18 protein-coding genes and 1 pseudogene are annotated in these 20,705 nt (G+C 74.9%); 4 read left to right on the forward strand and 15 right to left on the reverse strand.

Features of this window, described 5'->3' with window-relative positions; genetic code table 11:
• Window positions 1-112: 112 nt before the first annotated feature.
• A complete protein-coding gene (locus HH311_RS08730) occupies window positions 113-520 on the forward strand; it encodes a VOC family protein (protein WP_169183241.1) in 408 nt (135 codons plus the stop codon).
• A gap of 78 nt (window positions 521-598) precedes the next feature.
• Here the strand turns inward: HH311_RS08730 and HH311_RS08735 are convergent, their stop codons facing one another.
• Window positions 599-1,474 carry a sterol desaturase family protein gene (locus HH311_RS08735; RefSeq protein WP_169183242.1) on the reverse strand — a complete coding sequence of 292 codons (876 nt, stop codon included), beginning with the start codon at window positions 1,472-1,474 and terminating at the stop codon, window positions 599-601.
• Window positions 1,475-1,539: 65 nt separating this feature from the next.
• Window positions 1,540-2,139: a TetR/AcrR family transcriptional regulator gene (locus tag HH311_RS08740; RefSeq protein WP_312030022.1), complete on the reverse strand. Its 600-nt coding sequence runs from the start codon at window positions 2,137-2,139 to the stop codon at window positions 1,540-1,542.
• A 113-nt stretch (window positions 2,140-2,252) separates the two neighbouring features.
• Here HH311_RS08740 and HH311_RS08745 point away from each other — a divergent pair, with 113 nt between their 5' ends.
• Entirely contained in the window at window positions 2,253-2,681 is a 429-nt protein-coding gene (locus HH311_RS08745) for a VOC family protein (RefSeq protein ID WP_169183243.1), read from the forward strand.
• Between the two features lie 57 nt (window positions 2,682-2,738).
• On the opposite strand, the gene HH311_RS08750 is transcribed toward HH311_RS08745, so the two are convergent.
• The 3 genes and pseudogenes from HH311_RS08750 to HH311_RS08760 form a co-directional block, all read right to left on the reverse strand.
• Window positions 2,739-5,615, reverse strand: coding sequence for a vitamin B12-dependent ribonucleotide reductase (locus tag HH311_RS08750; protein WP_169183244.1), 2,877 nt, complete (start codon window positions 5,613-5,615; stop codon window positions 2,739-2,741).
• A gap of 157 nt (window positions 5,616-5,772) precedes the next feature.
• A pseudogene (nrdR, locus tag HH311_RS08755) lies at window positions 5,773-6,240 on the reverse strand (transcriptional regulator NrdR); the annotation flags it as partial.
• 380 nt (window positions 6,241-6,620) lie between these two features.
• Entirely contained in the window at window positions 6,621-7,241 is a 621-nt protein-coding gene (locus HH311_RS08760) for a hypothetical protein (protein WP_169183246.1), read from the reverse strand.
• Between the two features lie 239 nt (window positions 7,242-7,480).
• On the opposite strand from HH311_RS08760, the gene lexA reads away from it, so the two are divergent.
• On the forward strand, window positions 7,481-8,323 hold the full coding sequence (lexA, locus tag HH311_RS08765) for a transcriptional repressor LexA (RefSeq protein ID WP_211189879.1): 843 nt from the start codon (window positions 7,481-7,483) through the stop codon (window positions 8,321-8,323).
• 24 nt (window positions 8,324-8,347) lie between these two features.
• Here the strand turns inward: lexA and HH311_RS08770 are convergent, their stop codons facing one another.
• The 4 genes from HH311_RS08770 to miaA all read right to left on the reverse strand — a co-directional run bounded on the left by HH311_RS08770 (window position 8,348) and on the right by miaA (window position 13,133).
• The gene (locus tag HH311_RS08770; RefSeq protein ID WP_169183247.1) at window positions 8,348-9,484 is read right to left on the reverse strand and encodes a hypothetical protein; all 1,137 of its coding nucleotides are present in this window, start codon (window positions 9,482-9,484) and stop codon (window positions 8,348-8,350) included.
• Window positions 9,485-9,640: 156 nt separating this feature from the next.
• Window positions 9,641-11,185: a GTPase HflX gene (gene hflX, locus HH311_RS08775; RefSeq protein WP_169183248.1), complete on the reverse strand. Its 1,545-nt coding sequence runs from the start codon at window positions 11,183-11,185 to the stop codon at window positions 9,641-9,643.
• A 79-nt stretch (window positions 11,186-11,264) separates the two neighbouring features.
• Window positions 11,265-12,167: a diaminopimelate epimerase gene (gene dapF / locus HH311_RS08780; protein WP_169183249.1), complete on the reverse strand. Its 903-nt coding sequence runs from the start codon at window positions 12,165-12,167 to the stop codon at window positions 11,265-11,267.
• Window positions 12,168-12,176: 9 nt separating this feature from the next.
• Window positions 12,177-13,133, reverse strand: a complete 957-nt coding sequence (gene miaA, locus HH311_RS08785) for a tRNA (adenosine(37)-N6)-dimethylallyltransferase MiaA (protein WP_312030023.1) — start codon at window positions 13,131-13,133, stop codon at window positions 12,177-12,179.
• Window positions 13,134-13,913: 780 nt separating this feature from the next.
• Between miaA and HH311_RS08790 the strand changes: the two genes are divergently transcribed.
• Window positions 13,914-15,257, forward strand: coding sequence for a DUF349 domain-containing protein (locus HH311_RS08790; protein WP_396027432.1), 1,344 nt, complete (start codon window positions 13,914-13,916; stop codon window positions 15,255-15,257).
• Window positions 15,258-15,282: 25 nt separating this feature from the next.
• Here HH311_RS08790 and HH311_RS08795 read toward each other — a convergent pair whose 3' ends face one another.
• The 6 genes from HH311_RS08795 to miaB all read right to left on the reverse strand — a co-directional run bounded on the left by HH311_RS08795 (window position 15,283) and on the right by miaB (window position 20,672).
• The gene (locus tag HH311_RS08795; protein WP_169183250.1) at window positions 15,283-15,705 is read right to left on the reverse strand and encodes a VOC family protein; all 423 of its coding nucleotides are present in this window, start codon (window positions 15,703-15,705) and stop codon (window positions 15,283-15,285) included.
• Between the two features lie 40 nt (window positions 15,706-15,745).
• Window positions 15,746-16,648, reverse strand: coding sequence for a biotin-dependent carboxyltransferase family protein (locus HH311_RS08800; protein ID WP_169183251.1), 903 nt, complete (start codon window positions 16,646-16,648; stop codon window positions 15,746-15,748).
• The gene (locus HH311_RS08805; protein WP_312030024.1) at window positions 16,645-17,268 is read right to left on the reverse strand and encodes an allophanate hydrolase subunit 1; all 624 of its coding nucleotides are present in this window, start codon (window positions 17,266-17,268) and stop codon (window positions 16,645-16,647) included. The genes HH311_RS08800 and HH311_RS08805 overlap by 4 nt, the downstream gene beginning before the upstream one ends.
• Before the next feature lie 26 nt (window positions 17,269-17,294).
• Entirely contained in the window at window positions 17,295-18,590 is a 1,296-nt protein-coding gene (locus tag HH311_RS08810; RefSeq protein ID WP_312030025.1) for a divalent metal cation transporter, read from the reverse strand.
• Between the two features lie 97 nt (window positions 18,591-18,687).
• Entirely contained in the window at window positions 18,688-19,155 is a 468-nt protein-coding gene (locus HH311_RS08815; RefSeq protein WP_169183252.1) for a hypothetical protein, read from the reverse strand.
• Entirely contained in the window at window positions 19,152-20,672 is a 1,521-nt protein-coding gene (gene miaB / locus HH311_RS08820; protein WP_169183253.1) for a tRNA (N6-isopentenyl adenosine(37)-C2)-methylthiotransferase MiaB, read from the reverse strand. Before miaB ends, HH311_RS08815 begins: the two co-directional genes overlap by 4 nt.
• Window positions 20,673-20,705: the final 33 nt, after the last annotated feature.

Consider the following 20,705-nt stretch of genomic DNA (forward strand, 5'->3'; position numbering starts at 1 on the left):
CGGGAACGCACGCACACGTCCGCAGGACCAACGGTCCTTGATGCGGATCACCGGGTCCCACTACCGTACGGCGCTGTCCAGCACCCGGTCCCCCAGACCCCGGAGCCACGCGATGAGCACCCCCACCGACGCGCCGACCACCGTCACCAGCCTCGCCGTCGTCATGTTCACGGTGTCCGACGTCGACGCCGCCATCGCCTTCTACCGCGACCGCCTCGGCTGGGAGCTGCGCGGGGACATGCGCTTCGGTGAGAACGGCGAGAACCGCTGGGTGGAGGTGGCGCCGCCCGGCTCGGTCGCGCGGCTCGCCCTCAACCCGCCGATGTTCGACCAGCCCGGCGGCGGCTCGATCGGCGTCGAGACCGCCGACGTGCTCGGCGAGCACCGCCGGCTCTCGGCGATCGGGGGCATCGACCTCGACGCCGAGCCGATGCAGACCCCCGGCGCCCCGCTGATGTTCATGCTGCGCGACCCGGACGCCAACCACGTCGTCGTCGTCGAGGCCCCTCCGGCCGGCTGAGGCCGGACGCGGGATGGGGTGGGGAGGGTGGTGCACCCTCCCCACCCCGACCCACGTCGTCCGGTACCCGCCCCGGGGTCAGGCCTGCGACACCGGCGGGTTCCCGGCCGGCCGCCAGCCGGGCGGACCGACGACGTGGCCGAGCTTCGCGCGCAGCCCCCGGGCGGCCCGGACGTCGGCGATCATCGCCGCGTACTCGCCGTACTGGAGGCGGAAGACGTTGTAGGTGTCCACCGGCTTCGTCAGCCCGTAGCGCGGCCGCTGCCGCTCCTCGACGAACGTGCCGAAGAGGCGGTCCCAGACGATCAGGATGCCGCCGTAGTTGCTGTCCAGGTACTCGGGATCGCTGCCGTGGTGCACCCGGTGGTGCGACGGGGTGTTCATGACGAGCTCGACCACGCGCGGCAGCCGGTCGACGGTCTCGGTGTGGATGAAGAACTGGTAGACGAGGTTCACCGAGAACGCGATGTAGATCGTCCACGGCGTGAAGCCGAGCAGGGGCAGCGGAGCCCAGAAGACGCCCTCCACCCAGGGGTTCCACTTCTGGCGCACGGCCGTGCTGAGGTTGAAGTACTCGCTGGAGTGGTGGGCCTGGTGCCCCGCCCACGCGAACCGCACCCGGTGGGAGAACCGGTGGGTCACGTACCAGGCCAGGTCGACCGCCACGAGGAGCAGCGCCCAGCTCCACCAGGTGTCCGCGGGGAGGTGCCACGGCGCGACGTAGGTCCACAGGACGACGAAGACGACGAGCGACACCGCCTTGAGCAGCCCCGAGAAGAGCAGGGAGCCGGCGCCCATCCCGATGCTGGTGCGCGCGTCGCGGGCGTCATAGCCGCGGAGGTCCTCGCGGGCGGCGTGCCGGACGGCGACGACCTCGACCGCGATGAACAGCACGAAGAACGGCAGGGCGTAGAGCAGCGGGGTGTTGATCTGGTCCCAGACCGCGGTCGACATGGCGCTCCCTTCCCGTGACCGACCGGTAAGTTACCGCGCGGTCATATCGGTGGTCGAGCCCCCGCTCAGATCGGGTTGCCCATCGCGACGAGGACCCGGGCGCACCGCGCGACCATCGCGTCGGCCCCCAGCTCGGGGTGCTCGGCCCACCAGGTCACGACGGCGCTGACCGACTGCTGCCACACGCGGGCGAGCAGGTCGTGGTCGAGCGGGTCGGTGTTGCCGGCCCGGCGCAGCACGTCGGCCGTGCCCGCGGCGCCCATCGCGGCGAGCTCGCCGCGGTATCCGCGGGCCAGCGCGTGGACCTCGCCGCCGCGCGGGATGGTGGGGTCGTAGAGCACCGACCAGGCGGGGCGGCAGTCGTCGAGCACCGCGAAGATCGCGGCGAGGGTGTCCAGCGCCCGCCGTCCGGCCTGCGGGTCGGTGGGCGCCGCCGCCACGCCGGCGACCAGCAGCTCGCCCGCGCGGCGCACGCACGCCGAGGCGAGACCGTCCCGCGAGCCGAAGTAGCTGTAGATCAGCGGCTTGGAGATGTCGGCCCGGCGGGCGACGTCGGCGACCGAGACGTGGGCGTGGCCGCGCGCCCCGAACTCCGCCATCGCGACGCCGAGGATCTGCTCCTCGCGCTCGGCGCGGGAGACCCCCTTCGTGCCCGCCTTCGCCACGACGGGCGAGCCTACGGCGCTGTCCGCCCGACGATGTCCGCACGCGTGTCGAAACGCGGTGCCGCCGTTCGACGTGTCGGTGTCCGAACCCCCGACCGCACCGGAGCCCCGAGATGGACTGGACCCTGGAAGTCGTCATCCTCCCCGTCGCCGACCTCGACCGTGCCGTCGCGTTCTACCGCGACCAGGTCGGCTTCGAGCTCGACCACCGCACGACGAACGAGCACATGGATGTCGCACAGCTGACCCCGGTGGGCTCCGGCTGCTCGATCGTGATCGGCACGCTGCCCGCGCAGCGGGAGATGGCCCCCGGCTCGATGCGCGGCCTGCAGCTCTGCGTCGCCGACGCCACCCGGGCCCGCGCCGAGCTCGCCGGGCGCGGCGTGGAGGTCAGCGAGCTGCAGACGTTCAGCCCCGACGACGGCGGAACGTTCTTCGGGTTCGCGGACCCGGACGGCAACACCTGGGCGGTCCAGGAGCTGCGCGTCCGGGCCGAGCGGCCCCTCATTCCGCCGGCGGCGCGCGGCCGCTTCACCGACTGACGGCCGGCCGCCCGGACCCCGCACGGGGCCCGGGCGACCCGGGGAGCGTCCTCTCCGTCAGCTGCAGCCGCTGGTGGAGCCGCAGCCCTCGCAGACGTAGCAGGACCCGGCCGGGCGCATCTTCGTCCCGCAGGTCAGGCACAGCGGCGCGTCGGCCGCCTTGCCCAGCTGCAGCTCGAGGAGCTCGGTCGAGCTGCCCACCGAGACGTCGGCCTTCCGGCTGCCGGGGGGCTCGGTGCTCGTCTCAGCCGGCGCGTCGACCGTGGCGCGCAGCTCCTCGATGTCGACCGGCCCCTCGGCGGCGGGCGCCGGGGCCGGCGCCGACCCGTAGTCGGCCTCGACCTGGGCCGAGCGCTCGTCGGCGGAGAAGATGCCGAGCTGCGCCCGCTTCTCGTAGGGCAGGTGGTCGAGCGCGATCCGGCGGAACAGGTAGTCGACGATGCTCGTCGCCATCCGCACGTCCGGGTCGTCGGTCATGCCCGCGGGCTCGAACCGCATGTTCACGAACTTCGACACGTAGGTCTCCAGCGGCACCCCGTACTGCAGCGCGATGGAGATCGCCATCGAGAACGCGTCCATGACGCCGGCCAGGGTCGACCCCTGCTTCGACATCTTGACGAAGATCTCGCCGAGGCCGTCGTCGGGGTAGGAGCCCGCCGTCATGTAGCCCTCGGCGCCCGCGACCGCGAACGACACGGTCTCGCTCGGCCGCTTCTTCGGCAGCCGCTTGCGCACCGGGCGGTGGTCGGTGGTGGCCACCTCGGCGCCGGTGGTCGACTCGGTGGTCGAGCCGCCCGTCTTGCCCGTGGAGAGGGGCTGGCCGACCTTGCAGTTGTCGCGGTAGATCGCGAGCGCCTTGAGGCCCATCTTCCAGGACTCGAAGTAGATCTCCTCGACGTCGGAGACGGTGGCCCGCTCGGGCATGTTGACCGTCTTCGAGATCGCGCCGGAGATGAACGGCTGGACCGCGGCCATCATCCGGACGTGGCCCATCGGGGCGATCGCGCGCTCGCCCATCGCGCAGTCGAACACCTCGTAGTGCTCGGGGCGCAGGCCCGGGGCGTCGACGACGTGGCCGTGCTCGCCGACGTACTCGACGATCGCCTCGATCTGCTCGCCCGGGTAGCCGAGCGCGTGGAGCGCCCGCGGCACCGTCTGGTTGACGATCTGCATCGAGCCGCCACCGACCAGCTTCTTGAACTTGACCAGCGAGAAGTCCGGCTCCACCCCGGTGGTGTCGCAGTCCATCATGAAGCCGATCGTCCCGGTGGGGGCGAGCACGCTGGCCTGCGCGTTGCGCCAGCCGTTGCGCGCGCCGACCTCGAGGCCGGTCTGCCACTGCTCGGTCGCCGCGTCGCGGATGCGCGCGTCCTCACGGTGCAGGGTGCGGATGGCGTCGTTCGCGGCGGCGTGCTTGCGCATGACCCGGCGGTGGGCGTCGGCGTTGCGGGCGTAGCCGTCGTAGGGCGCGACGGCCCCGGCGAGCTCCGCCGAGCGCCGGTACGCGGTGCCGGTCATCAGCGAGGTGATCGCGGCGGCGAGGGCCTGCCCGCCCGCCGAGTCGTACGCGTGACCGGTGGCCATCAGCAGGGCCCCGAGGTTCGCGTAGCCGATGCCGAGCTGACGGAACGCCCGGGTGGTGTCGCCGATCGCCTCGGTCGGGAAGTCGGCGAAGCAGATCGAGATGTCCATGGCCGTGATGACCAGCTCGACCGAGCGCACGAACCCGTCGACGTCGAACCGACCGTCGTCGCCCAGGAACTTCATGAGGTTGAGCGAGGCCAGGTTGCAGCTGGAGTTGTCCAGGTGCAGGTACTCCGAGCACGGGTTCGACGCGTTGATGCGCCCCGACTCCGGCGAGGTGTGCCAGTCGTTGATCGTGTCGTCGTACTGCAGGCCGGGGTCGGCGCACTCCCAGGCCGCCTCGGCCATCTTCCGGAAGAGGCCCTTGGCGTCGACGGACTCGATGACCTCGCCGCTCATGCGGGCCCGCAGGCCGAACTCGCCGCCCGACTGGACGGCGCGCATGAACTCGTCGGAGACGCGGACCGAGTTGTTGGCGTTCTGGTACTGGACCGAGGCGATGTCCGCGCCGCCCAGGTCCATGTCGAACCCGGCGTCGCGCAGCACGCGGATCTTGCGCTCCTCGGAGCGCTTGGTCTCGATGAACTCGGCGACGTCGGGGTGGTCGACGTCGAGGACGACCATCTTCGCCGCGCGCCGGGTGGCGCCGCCCGACTTGATCGTCCCCGCGGAGGCGTCGGCACCGCGCATGAAGGAGACCGGTCCGGAGGCCGTGCCCCCGGAGGAGAGCAGCTCCTTCGAGGACCGGATGCGGGAGAGGTTCAGGCCGGCGCCGGAGCCGCCCTTGAAGATCAGCCCCTCCTCGCGGTACCAGTTGAGGATCGACTCCATGGTGTCGTCCACGGAGAGGATGAAGCAGGCGCTGACCTGCTGCGGCGACGCGGTGCCGACGTTGAACCACACCGGCGAGTTGAAGCTGAAGTACTGGTGCAGCAGCATCCAGGTCAGCTCGTCGGAGAAGATCCCGGCGTCGGCCGGGGTCGCGAAGTAGCCGTGCTGCCGGCCCGCGTCGGTGTAGCTGCGCACCACGCGGTCGATGAGCTGGCGCAGGCTCGACTCGCGCTGCGGGGTCCCGACGGCGCCGCGGAAGTACTTGCTGGTGACGATGTTGGTCGCGTTCGCCGACCACGACGAGGGGAACTCGACCCCGCGCTGCTCGAAGTTCACCGAGCCGTCGCGCCAGTTCGTCATGACGACGTCCCGGCGCTCCCACTCCACGTCGTCGTAGGGGTGGCGCCCCTCCGTGGTGTGGACACGCCCGATCGACAGGCCGCGGCCCGCGGCCGGACGGCCGGCCGCTCCGTCCGCGGCGCCGTCCGTGCTCGTGTCGGACCCGACGGTCTCCGTCATCCGCTCATCCCCTCGTGCTCGCGTGTGCCGGGGACGCTTCCCCACGACCCGGCATCGATGTCCCCGACCGGTCACCGGCGGCGGCGCCCTCGGCGCCGTCGTCGTCCGGCCGCTCGTCCGTCCCTGCCGTGCTGCTCGCCCCGCCGGACCCGGCGCGGTCCCCCTGCTCGTCCTCCACGGACATCCGTCCGCGCAGGTCGGCGATCTCGGCCTCGAAGTCCGCGACGGAGGAGAAGTTGCGGTAGACGCTGGCGAACCGCAGGTAGGCCACCGCGTCCAGCTCGCGCAGCGGACCCAGGATCGCCATCCCCACCTCGTGACTCGGGACCTCGGCCGTTCCCGAGGCCCGCACCGTCTCCTCCACCTTGTGGGCCAGGAGCGCGAGCGCGTCCTGGTCCACGGGGCGCCCCTGACAGGCCCGGGCCACACCGCGGACGACCTTGTCGCGGCTGAACGGCTCGGTGACCCCACTGCGCTTGACCACCGCGAGGACGGCCTCCTCGACGGTGGTGAACCGCTTCCCGCACGCCGTGCAGGAGCGGCGGCGACGGATCGCCTGGCCCTCGTCGGCCTCGCGCGAGTCGACGACCCGCGAGTCGTCGTTGCGACAGAACGGACAACGCACCCTCGGCTCCCCTCCCCTGGCTAGACCCGGAGTCCCTGTGGATCGCCGGCCGACGGCCGTCGTCCTGGGGACATCCCTGTGGACCGAGCACCTCCGGCCGTGGACCGGGAGGTGCTGCCGGTGGACGGACCACCGACCTCGGTGGAGTTCCCTGTGGATGGGACTTCCACCTGCATGCACAACCTGTGGACTAACTACATCCATGTAACCACAAGATGTTGGGGCGGGACGCTAGCGACACCCCGCGGCGTCGTGCAACTCCCGATCACCCCTCCGGGGAGGTGGGCGGCGAGCGGTGGGCGCCCGCACGCCGGACGGCCCGCGCCGGGACGGCCGGGACCCCTGGGACCCGTGGGAGTGACGCGGCGGGCCGGGGGTGTTCAGGAACCGGCCGGGACCACCAGCGGACGCCCGGGGGTGACCGCCGACCCGTCGAGATGGTTGTCCGTACGGATCCGCGCGACGACGGCGTCGGTCTCGGCCGCGGGGGCGGCCCGGCGCGCCACGTCGGTCAGCGACTCCCCCGGCGCCACGATGACGACCGTGGTCCCCGCCGGCACCGGGCCCGTCGGCGCCGTGGGCGCCGCGGCCCCGCCCAGGCGCACCACGAGGGCGACCAGACCGACCAGGACCACGGCCAGCACGACGGTCGCGACGGTCCGTCGCCGGCGCAGCACCTCGGCGCGGGCCCGGGCGCGCTCGCGCGCCGCCGCCGGATTCACCCGGTCGGGCGAAGCGACCGGGCGCACGAGCGGTGTGACGAGCGCGGCGGGGCGGCCCGCGGGACGGCGGGCGTCGCGCCGGCCGGCGGGCCGCGTCGGCGCCGGGACCCACGGCGCGGGCGCCGGCCCGACCGGGCGCACCACCCCGGCCACCCGGACCGCCTCCGCCGCCGCGCCACCCCGGCCGACCTGGGCCGGGACCTCGGCGTCCGGTCCCGCGGCCGGGGCCGGACGCCGGTCCGCCGTGGTGGGGGTCCGCATCGTCATCGAGGTCGTCATCGCTGGCCCTTCCGTCGCACACGCGTTCGATCGAACGCGTGTGCGATGTCTAGCATCGACCCCTGACAACGTCGACGGACCGACCGGCGTGTCGTTCGAACACGTGTTTGATCCTGTCGGCCGTCGGCGCTACCTTCGGGCTCCGAGAGCACACAGCGTCACCGGTGCCCCGGCGGCGCTCGGGCCCGACACCGCTGCCGGCCACGGCACCCGCGGTCGGGCCGGACGGAGGAGGAACCATGGCTGGACGCAGGCGCGGCACCGGCGCGCCGCCGGGGGGCGGGGACGACGCCGACCCGGCCGGGGTCGAGAACGTCGACGCGACCGTCACCGCCGGACCGGCGGCGGACGCCGTCCCCGGGGCCGCCGAGGTGGTCACCGCGCAGGTCCACGCGTTCCCCGACCGCGAGCCCGAGCCGTCCGCCTCCGGCGCCCCGAGCCTCACGCCCCGGCAGCGCAAGGTCCTCGAGGTCATCCGGGACCACGTCGAGCGCGTCGGCTACCCGCCGAGCGTGCGCGAGATCGGGGACGCGGCCGGCCTCACCTCCACCTCGTCGGTGGCCCACCAGATGAAGGTGCTGGAGAAGAAGGGCTACCTGCGCCGCAACCCGAACCGCCCGCGGGCCCTCGACGTCCGCCTGCCCGAGGAGCTCGACCCCGAGCTCGGCGCGGCCGCCGACACCGAGTCGCTGCGCGCCGACCGGCCCACGCCCTCCTTCGTGCCCGTGGTCGGCCGGATCGCCGCCGGCGGTCCGATCCTCGCCGAGCAGGCCGTGGAGGACGTGTTCCCGCTGCCGAAGGAGCTGGTCGGCGAGGGGTCGCTGTTCCTGCTCAAGGTCGTGGGTGACTCGATGGTCGAGGCCGCGATCACCGACGGGGACTGGGTGGTCGTCCGGCAGCAGCCGGTCGCGGACAACGGCGAGATCGTCGCGGCGATGCTCGACAACGAGGCCACGGTCAAGACCTACAAGCGCCGGGACGGCCACGTGTGGCTCCTGCCGGCCAACGCGGCCTACGAGCCCATCCCCGGCGACGAGGCGACGGTGCTCGGCAAGGTCGTGGCGGTGCTCCGGAAGCTCTGACCGCGCCCACCCGCCCCGGACCGGTCAGGGCCTGCCGCGGGGTCCCCTCCGCACGGCCCGGGTCCACACCCGCAGGAGCAGGCCGACCACCACCACCCCGACGAGCATCGCGGCGACCACCAGGCCCACCGGTGGTCCCGTGGCCGCCACGGGCCCGGCCGTGTCGGACGCCGACGTGTCCGGGGCCGGCGTATCCGGGGCCGACGTGTCCGGGGCCGCCGACGAGGGCTCCGCGCCGGGCGCCGGTGCGAGCCCGACCGCACCCGGCACCGCGCGCAGCGAGGCCGTCCCGCCGCCCGCGCGCCCCGACGTCGACTCCCCGGCGGAGAGCAGCGTCCCGTCGGTGGTGAAGGCCACCGCCTCGCCCTGCGGCTCCCCCGGCAGCGGCACGTCGACGGGCGTGCTCCGCAGCGCGGCGACCACGCCGTCGGCCGTGCCCGCCCCGTCGGCCGTGCCCGCGCCGTCGGCCGTGCCCGCGCCGCTGCCCGGGACGCGGTAGAGCCAGGCGTCGGTGTAGGTCCGCACCGCGACGACCCGCGCGTCCGCCGAGAGCGCGCCGCCGGTGACCAGCCCGCGCCCGAACGGCCCGATCGGCCCGCCGTCGGTGCTCGAGAGCGGCACGACCAGCTGGCCCAGGTGTCGCAGCGGTGTGGGCGACGGCCCGGCCGGCGGCGCGTCCGTGGTGTAGATCCCGCTGCGCCCGCCGAGGTCCTTGGTGACGATCACCGGCCGTCCGTCGGCCGGCAGCAGCAGCGTCTCGGCGTCGTGCGGGCCGTCGGGGTAGACGAGGCGATGGACCGTGGCCGGGCCCCGCATGGGCAGCCGGATCAGCGCGACGGTCGTCCGCTGCCGGTCGTTGTCACCGATGTCGGCCAGCCACAGCGTGCCGTCGGCGCCCCGGGCGAGGTCCTCGACGTCGCGGCCGGCCACCCCGACCGACCGGGCCGACGCCACGGAGCAGTCCGGCGCGAGGGTGTAGACGACGGTCGCGTTGCCGCTGTCGTCGACCACGGCCGGGCCGGCGGGCGTCACCACCATCCCGGACACCTCGTCGAGCCGCGGATCCGCGAGCACGCACCGGGTGACCGGGGCGGCCGGCGCGGCCGCGGCCACCGTCGCGCCGAGCACGACCAGCACCGCGGCGACGGCGAGCAACGGCACGATCCTCGCACCCGAGGCCCGGACGGCGCCGCTCACCCGACGGCGGCCCGGCCCCGTCGTGGCAGCAACGGCACGTTCCTGGCATCCGACGCCAGGACGGCGCCGGTCACCCACCAGCGGACGTCACCGGACACCGGAGCGCCGCGGGACCACCGGTCACGACACCGCGACGTCCGCGCCCACCGACGCCCGCTCGACGGCCGCGGCCAGCTCCGGCCCGACGCGGGCCTGGAGCACGGTGCCCTCGGCGACGTGGCGCTCGGCGAGGACCTCGCCCTCGGCGTGCACCCGCCCGACCAGCGCGCCCTCGGTGAAGGGCAGCACCACGTCGACCTCGACCTCGGGGCGCGGCAGCGCCTCGGCGACCCGCCGACGCAGCAGCTCGATGCCCTCGCCGGTGCGCGCGGAGACGAACACCGCACCGGGCAGCGTCGCCCGCAGCTGGGCCAGGGCGAGCGGGTCGGCGTCGTCGACCTTGTTCACCACCAGGAGCTCCGGGGGCGTGGCCGCCGACTCGCCGATGTCCGCGATCACCTCGCGCACCGCGGCGATCTGGTCGGTGGCCGAGGGGTCGGACCCGTCGACGACGTGGACGACGAGGTCGGCGTCGCCGACCTCCTCCAGCGTCGAGCGGAAGGCCTCGACGAGCTGGTGGGGCAGGTGGCGGACGAAGCCGACGGTGTCGGTCAGCGTCGCCTCGCGCCCGTCCGGGGTCTCCCAGCGGCGCGTGGTCGGGTCGAGGGTCGCGAACAGGGCGTCCTCGACGAGTACCCCGGCGTCGGTGATCGCGTTGAGCAGCGAGGACTTGCCGGCGTTGGTGTACCCGGCGATCGCGACGGCCGGGACCTCCCGACGACGGCGGCGGTCGCGCTGGGTCTCGCGCACCGTCTTCATGCCCTCGAGCTCGCGGCGCAGCTTGGCGATCCGCTGGTGGATGCGCCGCCGGTCGGTCTCGAGCTTGGTCTCACCGGGGCCGCGCGTGCCGACCCCGCCGCCGCCCGCGCCGCCACCGCCGGCGCCGCCGCCCTGGCGGGACATCGACTCGCCCCAGCCGCGCAGGCGGGGCAGGAAGTAGCGGAGCTGGGCCAGCTCGACCTGGGCCTTGCCCTCCCGGGAGCGGGCGTGCTGGGCGAAGATGTCGAGGATCAGGGCGGTCCGGTCGACGACCTTGACCTTGAGCTTCTCCTCGAGCTGGCGCAGCTGGCCGGGCGAGAGCTCGCCGTCGGCGATCACGGTGTCCGCGCCGGTGGCCGACACGGTCTGCCGCAGCTCGGCGACCTTGCCGGAGCCGACGAAGGTGGCCGGGTCCGGGTGGGAACGGCGCTGGACGAGCCCGTCGAGGACCTCCGAGCCCGCCGTCTCGGCCAGCCGGGCGAGCTCGACCATCGAGGCGTCGGCCATCGCGGCGCTGCCCTCGGTCCACACGCCGATGAGCACGACGCGCTCGAGGCGCAGCTGCCGGTACTCGACCTCGGTGACGTCGGTGAGCTCGGTGGACGCCCCGGTGAGGCCCGGGACCCGTCGCAGCGAGGAGCGCTCCTCGAGGTCCAGGGTGCCGCGGGACGGATCGGTCTCCTCGGGCGTGCCCGGGTCGAGCGCCGCCGGGTCGATCTCGATGCCCGCGGGGTCGGGACGGCGGCCGCGGCGCGCGGGCGCGCTGGGCTCGGCCGGGACGAAACGATCGCGTGCAGGTTCTGTCATCGTGGCATCCACTGTCCCACGAGCGACGCGGCGTCACCACGCCTTTCCCGCCCGCGACCCACCGTGACGATCCGGGGCGTCAGACGGCCGCCGTCGTCCGGAGACCGACGCGGGCCCGTAGCTCCCCGGGACGCTCGGGGTCGTCCTCGAGCCCCACCTCGCCGCGCGCGACGAGCACCGCCGGCCCGGTCAGCGTCGTCGTCGCCCCGGGACCAGAGCCCAGGCCCGCGCCGACCTCCACCCGCAGCACCCCGCCCGGCGTCGTCACCGTCACCGTGCCCGCGTCGAGGCCCGCGGCGCGGAGCCCCGCGACCGCCCCGGCCACGGTCCCGGTGCCGCAGGAACGGGTCTCGCCCGAGCCACGCTCGTGGACGCGGAGCCGGGTGGCCCCGTCGGCGGTCAGCGGCGTCAGGAACTCGACGTTGACCCCGCCGGGGAAGAGCTCGGTGTCGTGGCCCGGGGCGACCGTGAGGTCGAGGGCGTCGAGGTCGGTGGTGGTAACGCAGGCCAGGTGCGGGTTCCCGACGTCGACGGCCACCCCCGCGTACGAGGTCACCGAGGCGGTGGGCCCGACGGCCGACGGCAGGATCGCCACCGATTCCTCCCCCAGCCGGGCCGGGCCCATGTCCACCGTGACCTCGCCGTCGGGATCCCCGCCCAGCGTGACCGTCCGCAGGCCCGCGCGGGTCGAGACCGCGAACGTGCCCGGGGAGGCCAGGCCGGCCTCGACGAGGTAGCGGGCGAAGACCCGCACGCCGTTGCCGCACATCTCGGCGAGCGACCCGTCGGCGTTGCGGTAGTCCATCGCGAAGTCGGCGCCGGGCTCCTCGGCGGGGGCCACCCGCAGGACGCCGTCCGCGCCGAGGCCGCGCCGCCGGTGGCAGAGCGCGCGGACGGCGGCCGGGCCGAGGTCGAGGCGGCCCTCGGGGTCGGGCAGCAGCACGAAGTCGTTCTCCGTGCCGTGGCCGAGGACGAACTCCATGCGCCCAGCCTACGAAGGTGGCGCGACGTCACGCGCCAGGGTGACGACGTCGTCGACGAGCGTGGGCGACGACGCGTCGAACCACCGCACCCGCGCGTCCCGGCGGAACCACGACCGCTGCCGGCGCACCAGCCGGCGGGTGGCGACGACGATGCGGCGGCGCGCCTCGGCGAGCGCCTCCGGGTCCGGGTCCGGTCCGGCATCGTCGAGGACCTCGAGCAGCTCGCGGTAGCCGACGGCGCGGGAGGCGGTCTCGCCGTCGCGCAGCCCGCGGGCGACGAGGGAGCGGACCTCGTCGAGCAGGCCCGCCGCGAGCATGCCGTCCACCCGCGCCTCGATGCGGGCATCGAGGGCCGCCGTGTCCCGGTCGATCCCGACGAGCAGCGTGCCGCGCCGCGGTGCCCCCGGCCGCGGCAGGCTCGCCGCGAACGGCGCCCCGGTGATCTCCACGACCTCGAGCGCGCGCACCACGCGCCGGCCGTTGCTGGGCAGGATGCCCGCGGCCGCGTCGGGGTCGACCCGGGCGAGGCGCGCGTGCAGCGCGGCCGGGCCGACGTCGGCGAGCTCGGCCTCCAGCCGGGTGCGCACGGCCGGGTCGGTGCCGGGGAAGCGCAGGTCGTCGACGAGGGCCTGGACGTAGAGCCCCGAGCCGCCGACGGCGACCGGGGTGCCGCCGCGGGCGAGGACGTCGTCGACGGCGGCGCGCGCGTCGCGCTGGTAGGCGGCGACGGTGGCGGTCTCGGTGACCTCGAGGACGTCGAGCAGGTGGTGCGGCACGCCGCGCCGGGCGTCGACGGGCAGCTTGGCCGTCCCGATGTCCATCCCGCGGTAGAGCTGCATGGCGTCGGCGTTGACCACCTCGACCCCGTCGAGCCGCGCGGCCAGCTCCAGGGCCAGGTCGGACTTGCCGGTCGCCGTCGGCCCGACCAGCGCGATCGGCCGGGGCGGCGCCGCCGTCTCGATCACGGGCCCACGCTATCCCGGGCCCCGGGGCGTCGTGGGGAGTGGATCGACCCGGCCACGGCGGGAGAAAACGCGGGTCGTCGCAGGTCGGGGGTGCGACGCTGCCAGGGAAGCTGTTTGAATGCCCGCACGATCGGAGCGGGAGGTGTGCGGCGAATGGCCGACGAGCAGGCCACGGGGGTGGCCGGCGCGGTCCCGGGCGCGGTCGAGACGCGGACCGGTACGGCGACGAGCGAGGACGGGCAGGGCGCCGGAGGCACCGTGGACAGCATGGACAACGTGGGGACCGGGACGACCGAGGACACGCCGGACGGGACCGGCACGCGTCCCGGGAACGGCGCGGGATCGACCACGCCACCCGCGACCGACCACGTGCCGGACCCGGAGCCCGACCCACTGCCCGACCCACTGCCCACCCCGGCGGACCTCCCCCCGACGACGCCGCACGCCGCGAGCCCGGCGGACCTCGCCCGCGCGACGCCGACGACGGCGGCCGCCGCGGCACCGGGTCCCGAGGACTCGGCCGGCGAGGACCCGACGAGTGGGGATCCGGCCAGCGAGGACCCGGCCAGCGAGGTCGAGGTCACCGAGGTCGAGGTCACCGAGGTCGAGGCCACCGAGGACCCGGCCATCGAGGACCCGGCCACCGAAGCTCCGGACACCGACGTCCCGTCCACCGACGTGCCGTCGTCGACGGAGACGGCCGCCGACGCCCCGACCACCGAGGTGCCGGCGACGGCGACCCCGGCTGCGGACACCCCGGCCGACCAGGTCCCGGCCGCGGTGCCGACCCCGCCCGACCCGACCCCTCCCGACCCGGGCACCCCCGACCCCGCCGTCGAGCCGACCCCGGCACCGTCGCCGACCCCGGCCACCCCGGCCGCGGACGTCGCCGAGCTGCCCACCGTCCTGCCCGCGTCCGACGAACCCGCCCGCTGGGGCCGCGTCGACGCCGACGGCACCGTCTGGACCGTCGCCCCCGAGGGCGACCGCGCCGTCGGCTCCTGGCAGGCCGGCGACGCCGCGGAGGGCCTCGCCCACTACGCCCGCCGCTTCGACGACCTCCGGACCGAGGCCGACCTCCTCGTCCGCCGCCTGCACTCGGGCCGCGGCGACGCCGCCGGGGTCCTCCGCAGCGCGACCGTGCTGCGCGAGCGCCTCGACGTCGCCGCCGTCGTGGGCGACCTCCCGGGCCTGGTCCTGCGCCTCGACGCCGTCATCACGACCGCCGAGCAGGCCGGGCGCGCCGAGAAGTCGGCGAAGGCGACCGCGCGGGAGCAGGCGGTCGCGCGCAAGGAGGCCCTCATCGGCGAGGCCGAGACCCTCGCCGAGGAGACCACCCGCTGGAAGCACGCCGGCGACCGCTTCTCGGCGATGCTCGAGGAGTGGAAGACGATCCGCGGGATCGACCGCAAGACCGACGACGCGCTCTGGAAGCGCTTCGCCAAGGCCCGCGAGACGTTCACCCGCCGTCGGGGGGCCCACTTCGCCGAGCTCGACCGCGCCCGCGCCTCGGCCAAGGCCCGCAAGGAGGAGCTGGTCGTCGAGGCGGAGTCGCTGCAGGACTCCGACGACTGGGGTCCGACGGCGGGCCGCTACAAGGAGCTCATGACGGAGTGGAAGGCGGCGGGGCGGACGTCCAAGGACGCCGACGACGCCCTCTGGGCCCGCTTCCGCGGGGCGCAGGACCACTTCTTCTCGCGCCGCTCGGCAACCTTCGACGCCCGGGACGCGGAGTTCGCCGACAACGCCAAGGCCAAGGAGTCGCTGCTGGCCGAGGCGGGCTCGATCGATCTCTCCGACGTCGACGCCGCCCGCGCCGCGCTGCGCTCCGTGCAGGAGCGCTGGGACCAGATCGGCAAGGTCCCCCGCGAGCGGGTGCGGGAGTTCGCGGGCCGGCTCAAGGAGGTCGAGGACCGGGTGCGCGCCGCGGTCGACCGCCGCTGGTCGCGCACCGACCCGGAGCGGGAGGCCCGCGTCGGGCAGTTCCGGGAGCGCGTCGAGCAGTTCGAGGCCCAGGCCGCCAAGGCCCGCGCCGCGGGCGACGAGCGGCGCGCGAGGGAGGCCGACCAGCAGGCCGCGCAGTGGCGGGAGTGGCTGGCGGCCGCGGAGCGCGCCACCGGCTGACCCGGTCCGCCGTCAGCGGCCGCCGTCAGGCGGCCACGAAGATGCAGAACGGGTGCCCGGAGGGGTCCTTGTAGACGTAGAGCGGCTCCTCCGGGTCGGCGGAGGCGTCGAGCACCAGCTGCGCGCCGAGCTCGAGCGCGCGACGGTGCTGCCGCTCGAGGTCGTCGGTGGTGGGCACGGTGAGGTCGAGGTGCATCCGCTGCGGCTGCTCGCCGTCGGGCCAGGTCACCGGGGGCAGCGTCGCGACCGGCTGGAACGCGAGCAGCGGGCGGCCCTGCGCGTCCCGCAGCGCGAGCCACTCGGCCGCCCGCGGGTCGGGCTCGCCGGGGGCCGGCGGCTCGTCACCAGCCCGGTAGCGCAGGCCCAGCAGGCGGCGGTAGAACTCCGCGAGCCCGCGAGCGTCCACGGCGTCGAACACGGTCTGGCGCAGGATCGGGTGGTCGACCACCAAGCCATCGTGCCCGGGATGGGTGTGGCTTTTCGGACGTTCAGCGTCTGCGATGCGACACCGCTGACAGCCCCACCCGCCGGAACCGCACCGTCGACCCCGGCCGGGCCTGCCCCGCGCGGTCGGTGTCGGCGTCGAGCACCACACCGATCACGGGGTAGCCCCCGGTCACCGGGTGGTCGGCGAGGAACACCGTCGGGCGCCCGGACGGCGGGACCTGCACGCTCCCCCGGATCACCCCTTCGCTGGGCAGCTCGGCGCCCTCGCGCTCGGCCGTGCGGGCGAGCTCGGGGCCGTCGAGCCGGAACCCGACGCGGTTGGCGTCCTCGGTCACCGTCCACGCGGTGCGCAGGAAGGTCGCGAGGGCCGCGTCGGTGAACCAGTCGTCGCGCGGGCCCGGCACCACCCCGAGCACGACCTCCCCCGCGAGCCCGGCCTCCGGGGCGACGTCGACCGACGGCACCGGCGACGACGGCGGCACCCCCACCGGCAGCTCCGCACCCGCCCCGAGGACCGGCGGACCGAGGCCGGCCACGGTGTCGGTGGCCCGGCTGCCCAGCACCGGGTCCACCGCGAGCCCGCCGCGCACGGCGACGTAGGTCCGCAGGCCGCTCGGCGGTGTCCCCAGCCGTACCTCCGCCCCGGCGGGCACGACGACGGCCCGGTGCAGGTCGCCGGGCCGCTCCCCGACCGTGACCGGGACCGGCGCGCCCGTCAGCGCCACCACGCTCGTCGTCGTCACCCGGAACCCCAGGCCTCCGAAGGTCACCTCGAGACCCGCCGCGGCCTCGTCGTTGCCGACGAGCCGGTTGGCCCGCCGCAGCGCCGCGCGGTCGGCCGCCCCGGAGACCCCGACGCCGAGGTCGGCGCGGCCCGGCCGCCCGGTCACGTCCTGCACCGTGCACAGCGGGCCGGGCGCGGTGACCGTCAGCCACCCGCTCATGCGGCGCGGAACCGGATGCGGGCGCCGGGCACGAGGACGGCGGGCGGGTCGCGGTCGAGGTCCCACAGCACGGCGTCGGTGCGCCCGATGAGCTGCCAGCCCCCGGGCGACTCCCGCGGGTAGATCCCGCTGAACTCCCCCGCCAGCCCGACCGCCCCGGCCGGGACGCGGGTGCGCGACGACGACCGCCGGGGCACGTGCAGCCGCGCGTCGCCGTCCTCGGGCGCGAGGTAGCCGAAGCCGGGGGTGAAGCCGGCGAACGCCACCGTCCACACCCGGCCGGTGTGCGCCTCGATCACCTCGTCGCGGGTCAGGCCGGTGTGGGCGGCCACGTCGTCGAGGTCCTCGCCGTCGTAGGTCACCGCGATCTCGGTGACCTCGCCGCCGGCCTCCCGCACGCTCGACGACGCCGGCTCGCGGTGCCGCACCTCCTCTACGACGGCGGGCAGGTCGGCGGCCGAGCGGACGCGCAGCAGCACGGTGCGCGCCGCCGGCACGAGGTCGACGACACCGTCGGGCGGGTCCGCGGCCAGCGCGGCGTGCAGGCCCAGCACGTCGGTGAGGGTCTCCAGCTCGACGAGCAGCCCGGTGTCGCCGCAGGGCCGCAGGGTGCGGGTCACGGCGCCCATCTTGGCCCCGGCCGGGCTCACCGGAAGATCGAGGGGATCGCGGCCACCGACACCACCCCGGCGTAGACGGTGAACGCGAGCGCGGCCACCCCGAGCAGCAGCAGCACCACCGGCTGGCGGGTCCCGCCGAGCAGGTCGCGGCGCCGCCACGCGATCCAGAGCAGGAGCGCCAGACCGACCGGCAGGATCAGCCCGTTGAACGCCCCGGCGAAGACGAGCAGGGCCGAGGGTGCCTGGCCCACCGCGAGGAACACGATCGTGCAGATCGTGATGAACACCGAGATCGTCAGGTTGAAGCGGCGGTCGACCACCGGCACGAGCGTGCGCAGGAACGACGCGGAGGTGAACGAGGCGCCGATGGTGCTCGTCATGCCGGCTGTCCAGAGCACGACGCCGAACAGGCGCAGCCCGACGGGCCCGAGCGCGAACGCGAAGGCCGACCCGGCGGGGTCGGCCTTCGAGAGCTGGGCGCCCGCCGCCACCGCGCCGAGGATCCCGAGGAAGAGCAGCACGCGCAGCACCCCGGTCACGAGGATGCCGTTGACCGAGCCGCGGCTGATGGTGCGCAGGTTCTCGGGCCCCGTGGTGCCGGACTCGATGAGCCGGTGTGCCCCGGCGTAGGTGATGTAGCCCCCGACGGTGCCGCCGATGAGGGTGAGCACCGGCAGCAGGTCCAGGCCGACCGGCGCGACGGTGCGCAGCGCGGCCTCGTCGACCGGCGGCGCCGTGACTACGGCGACGACCGCGATGAGCGCGATCTTGAGGACGCCCAGCACGATCACGGCGCGGTCCACCGTGCCCTCGAGCGCCCGGTAGTTGAAGACCAGGATCGCGAGCACGGCGCTGATCACTGCACCGAGGCGGAGGTCGAGGCCAGTGGCGTCGTGCAGCCCCAGGCCGGCCGCGCTGATGTTGCCGATGCCGAAGACCAGCCCGCCGATCACGACGAGGAACGCCAGCACGTGCCCCGACCACGGCAGCACGCGGTTCGCGAGGTCCTGGGCGCGCATCCCGGACAGGCCGATGACCCGCCAGACGTTCAGCTGGATCGCGAGGTCGATGAGGACGCTGGCGACGATTGCCGCAGCGAACGACGGGCCGTACTTGGCGGTGAACGTGCCGGTCTGCGAGATGAAGCCCGGTCCGGCCGCGGACATGGCCATGAGGAACATCGCGCCGGCGACGGCGACCGAGCGCTTCACCGAGACGACCGGGCGCCGGGTGTCGGTGTCCGTGTCGGCGTGCGTGTCGGTGTCCGTGCCGGTGCCCGTGTCGGCCTCGGGCGGGGTGGGGTCCTTCGGGGCGTCGGTCACGACGGGCCTCCCTGCGCGGCGAAGTTCGTCCAACGTAAGGATCGTTCAACGATCCGTCAACGGTGGACGAGCCTCGCGCGGGGCCGGAGGCCGGACGTCAGTCGCGCGAGAGCGCCCAGGTGGCCCAGCGACCGGCGAGCACGATCATCGCGATCAGCGCCAGGACCAGCCCGAACCCGGGGCCGTGGCCCGGCACCGTGTTCTGCGACCAGACCGCCCACAGCCCCGTCACCGACGTGACGCAGCACCCGGCCGCCGTCGCGAAGACGACCACCCAGCGCCGGGTGAGCACCGACGCGACCGAGAAGCCGACGCCGAAGACCAGGGCGAGGATCGAGAACAGCCGCGGCAGCTTGGTGACCCCGGGGATCCCCGAGACGACCTCCCAGCCGGTGGCGCCGTCGGCGGTCCAGCGGAAGATCACGGCCACCAGCAGCACGAGCACGGCGACCGCGGCGACGAGCACCTTGGGGCCGAAGTCGACCTCGCGGGAGATGGACGGGCGCTGCGGCTCGGCCGCCTCGACGGGGCCGGCGGGCTCGTCGAACGGGTTCGGGCGGGTCATGCGCTCGGGCTCCCCACCCCGCACCCGGTCGACACCGGGAGCGGCTCCGGACGCCCGAGGGACGGCAGGCCCAGGGTGACGCGCGGCGTCGTCGGGCGCGTCCCGGCCTCGTGCGCGTCGCCGGCCCGGGTGCGGCGGTGCGCCAGGACGTCGCCGTCGGCGACCACGTGGTGCGGCGCCCCGTAGGTGGCGCGGACGGTGACGACGTCGCCGGGCCGCACCACGCCGTCGAGGGCGGGGCCGGTCGGCGTGAAGTGGACCAGGCGGCCGTCGCGGGCACGCCCGCTCATGCGGCGGGTCGCGGTGTCCTTGCGGCCCTCGCCGGTGGCGACGAGCAGTTCGAGCTCCCGGCCGACCTGCTCCCGGTTGCCCGCCAGCGACATCTCCTCCTGCAGCGCCACCAGCCGGTCGTAGCGGTCCTGCACGACGGCCTTGGGCACCTGGTCGGGCAGGGAGGCGGCCGGCGTCCCCGGGCGCGGCGAGTACTGGAAGGTGAAGGCCTGCGAGAACCGCGACCTCCCGACGACGTCGAGGGTGCCCTGGAAGTCCTCCTCGGTCTCGCCGGGGAAGCCGACGATGATGTCGGTGGTCAGCGCCGCGTCGGGCATGGCCCCACGGACCTCGTCGACGATCTCCAGGTAGCGGCGCGCCCGGTACGACCGCCGCATCGCCTTCAGGACCCGGTCCGACCCGGACTGCAGCGGCATGTGCAGCTGCGGGCAGACGGTGGGGGTCTCGGTCATGGCGGTGATGACATCGGAGGTGAAGTCACGCGGGTGTGGGCTCGTGAAGCGGACCCGCTCGAGCCCCTCGACGTCGCCGCAGGCGCGCAGCAGGTCGGCGAACGCGGTGCGGCCGGTGGCCCGGTCGGTGAAGCCGACCCCGTAGGCGTTGACGTTCTGGCCCAGCAGCGTCACCTCGAGCACGCCCTCGGCCACCAGCGCCTCGACCTCGCCGAGGATCTCCCCCGGCCGCCGGTCGACCTCCTTGCCGCGCAGCGACGGGACGATGCAGAACGTGCAGGTGTTGTTGCAGCCGACCGAGATCGACACCCAGCCCGAGTAGGCGGACTCGCGCCGGGCCGGCAGGTGCGACGGGAACGTCTCGAGCGACTCGAGGATCTCGACCTGCGCCTCGCCGTTGTGCCGCGCCCGCTCGAGCAGGGCGGGGAGCGACCCGACGTTGTGGGTGCCGAACACGACATCGACCCAGGGAGCCCGCGTCGTGACCGTGTCGCGGTCCTTCTGGGCGAGGCACCCGCCGACCGCGATCTGCTGGTCGGGCCGGGCCGCCTTGATCGGGGCGAGTCGGCCGAGCTGGCCGTAGAGCTTGTTGTCGGCGTTCTCGCGGACCGCGCAGGTGTTGAACACCACCAGGTCGGCGTCCTCGGGCGCGGCGCCGGACGGCGCGGGCTCCCACCCGGCCTCGACGAGCACCCCGGCGAGACGCTCGGAGTCGTGCACGTTCATCTGGCACCCGTGCGTGCGGATCGCGAAGGTGCGCCCTGCTGCGCTCATCGCAGCCCAGGGTAGGCGCTCGACGTGCACCGA

This window comes from Actinomycetospora sp. TBRC 11914 (assembly GCF_012933465.1).
Taxonomy (GTDB): domain Bacteria; phylum Actinomycetota; class Actinomycetes; order Mycobacteriales; family Pseudonocardiaceae; genus Actinomycetospora.

Coding starts and splice junctions, on each gene's coding strand:
- HH311_RS08760 (WP_169183246.1), bottom strand. CDS start 7,241: ATGACGACCTCGATGACGATGCGGACCCCCACCACGGCGGACCGGCGT.
- HH311_RS08815 (WP_169183252.1), bottom strand. CDS start 19,155: ATGACCCGCCCGAACCCGTTCGACGAGCCCGCCGGCCCCGTCGAGGCG.
- HH311_RS08800 (WP_169183251.1), bottom strand. CDS start 16,648: ATGAGCGGGTGGCTGACGGTCACCGCGCCCGGCCCGCTGTGCACGGTG.
- dapF (WP_169183249.1), bottom strand. CDS start 12,167: ATGGAGTTCGTCCTCGGCCACGGCACGGAGAACGACTTCGTGCTGCTG.
- hflX (WP_169183248.1), bottom strand. CDS start 11,185: ATGACAGAACCTGCACGCGATCGTTTCGTCCCGGCCGAGCCCAGCGCG.
- HH311_RS08730 (WP_169183241.1), top strand. CDS start 113: ATGAGCACCCCCACCGACGCGCCGACCACCGTCACCAGCCTCGCCGTC.
- lexA (WP_211189879.1), top strand. CDS start 7,481: ATGGCTGGACGCAGGCGCGGCACCGGCGCGCCGCCGGGGGGCGGGGAC.
- HH311_RS08745 (WP_169183243.1), top strand. CDS start 2,253: ATGGACTGGACCCTGGAAGTCGTCATCCTCCCCGTCGCCGACCTCGAC.
- HH311_RS08750 (WP_169183244.1), bottom strand. CDS start 5,615: ATGACGGAGACCGTCGGGTCCGACACGAGCACGGACGGCGCCGCGGAC.
- HH311_RS08735 (WP_169183242.1), bottom strand. CDS start 1,474: ATGTCGACCGCGGTCTGGGACCAGATCAACACCCCGCTGCTCTACGCC.
- miaB (WP_169183253.1), bottom strand. CDS start 20,672: ATGAGCGCAGCAGGGCGCACCTTCGCGATCCGCACGCACGGGTGCCAG.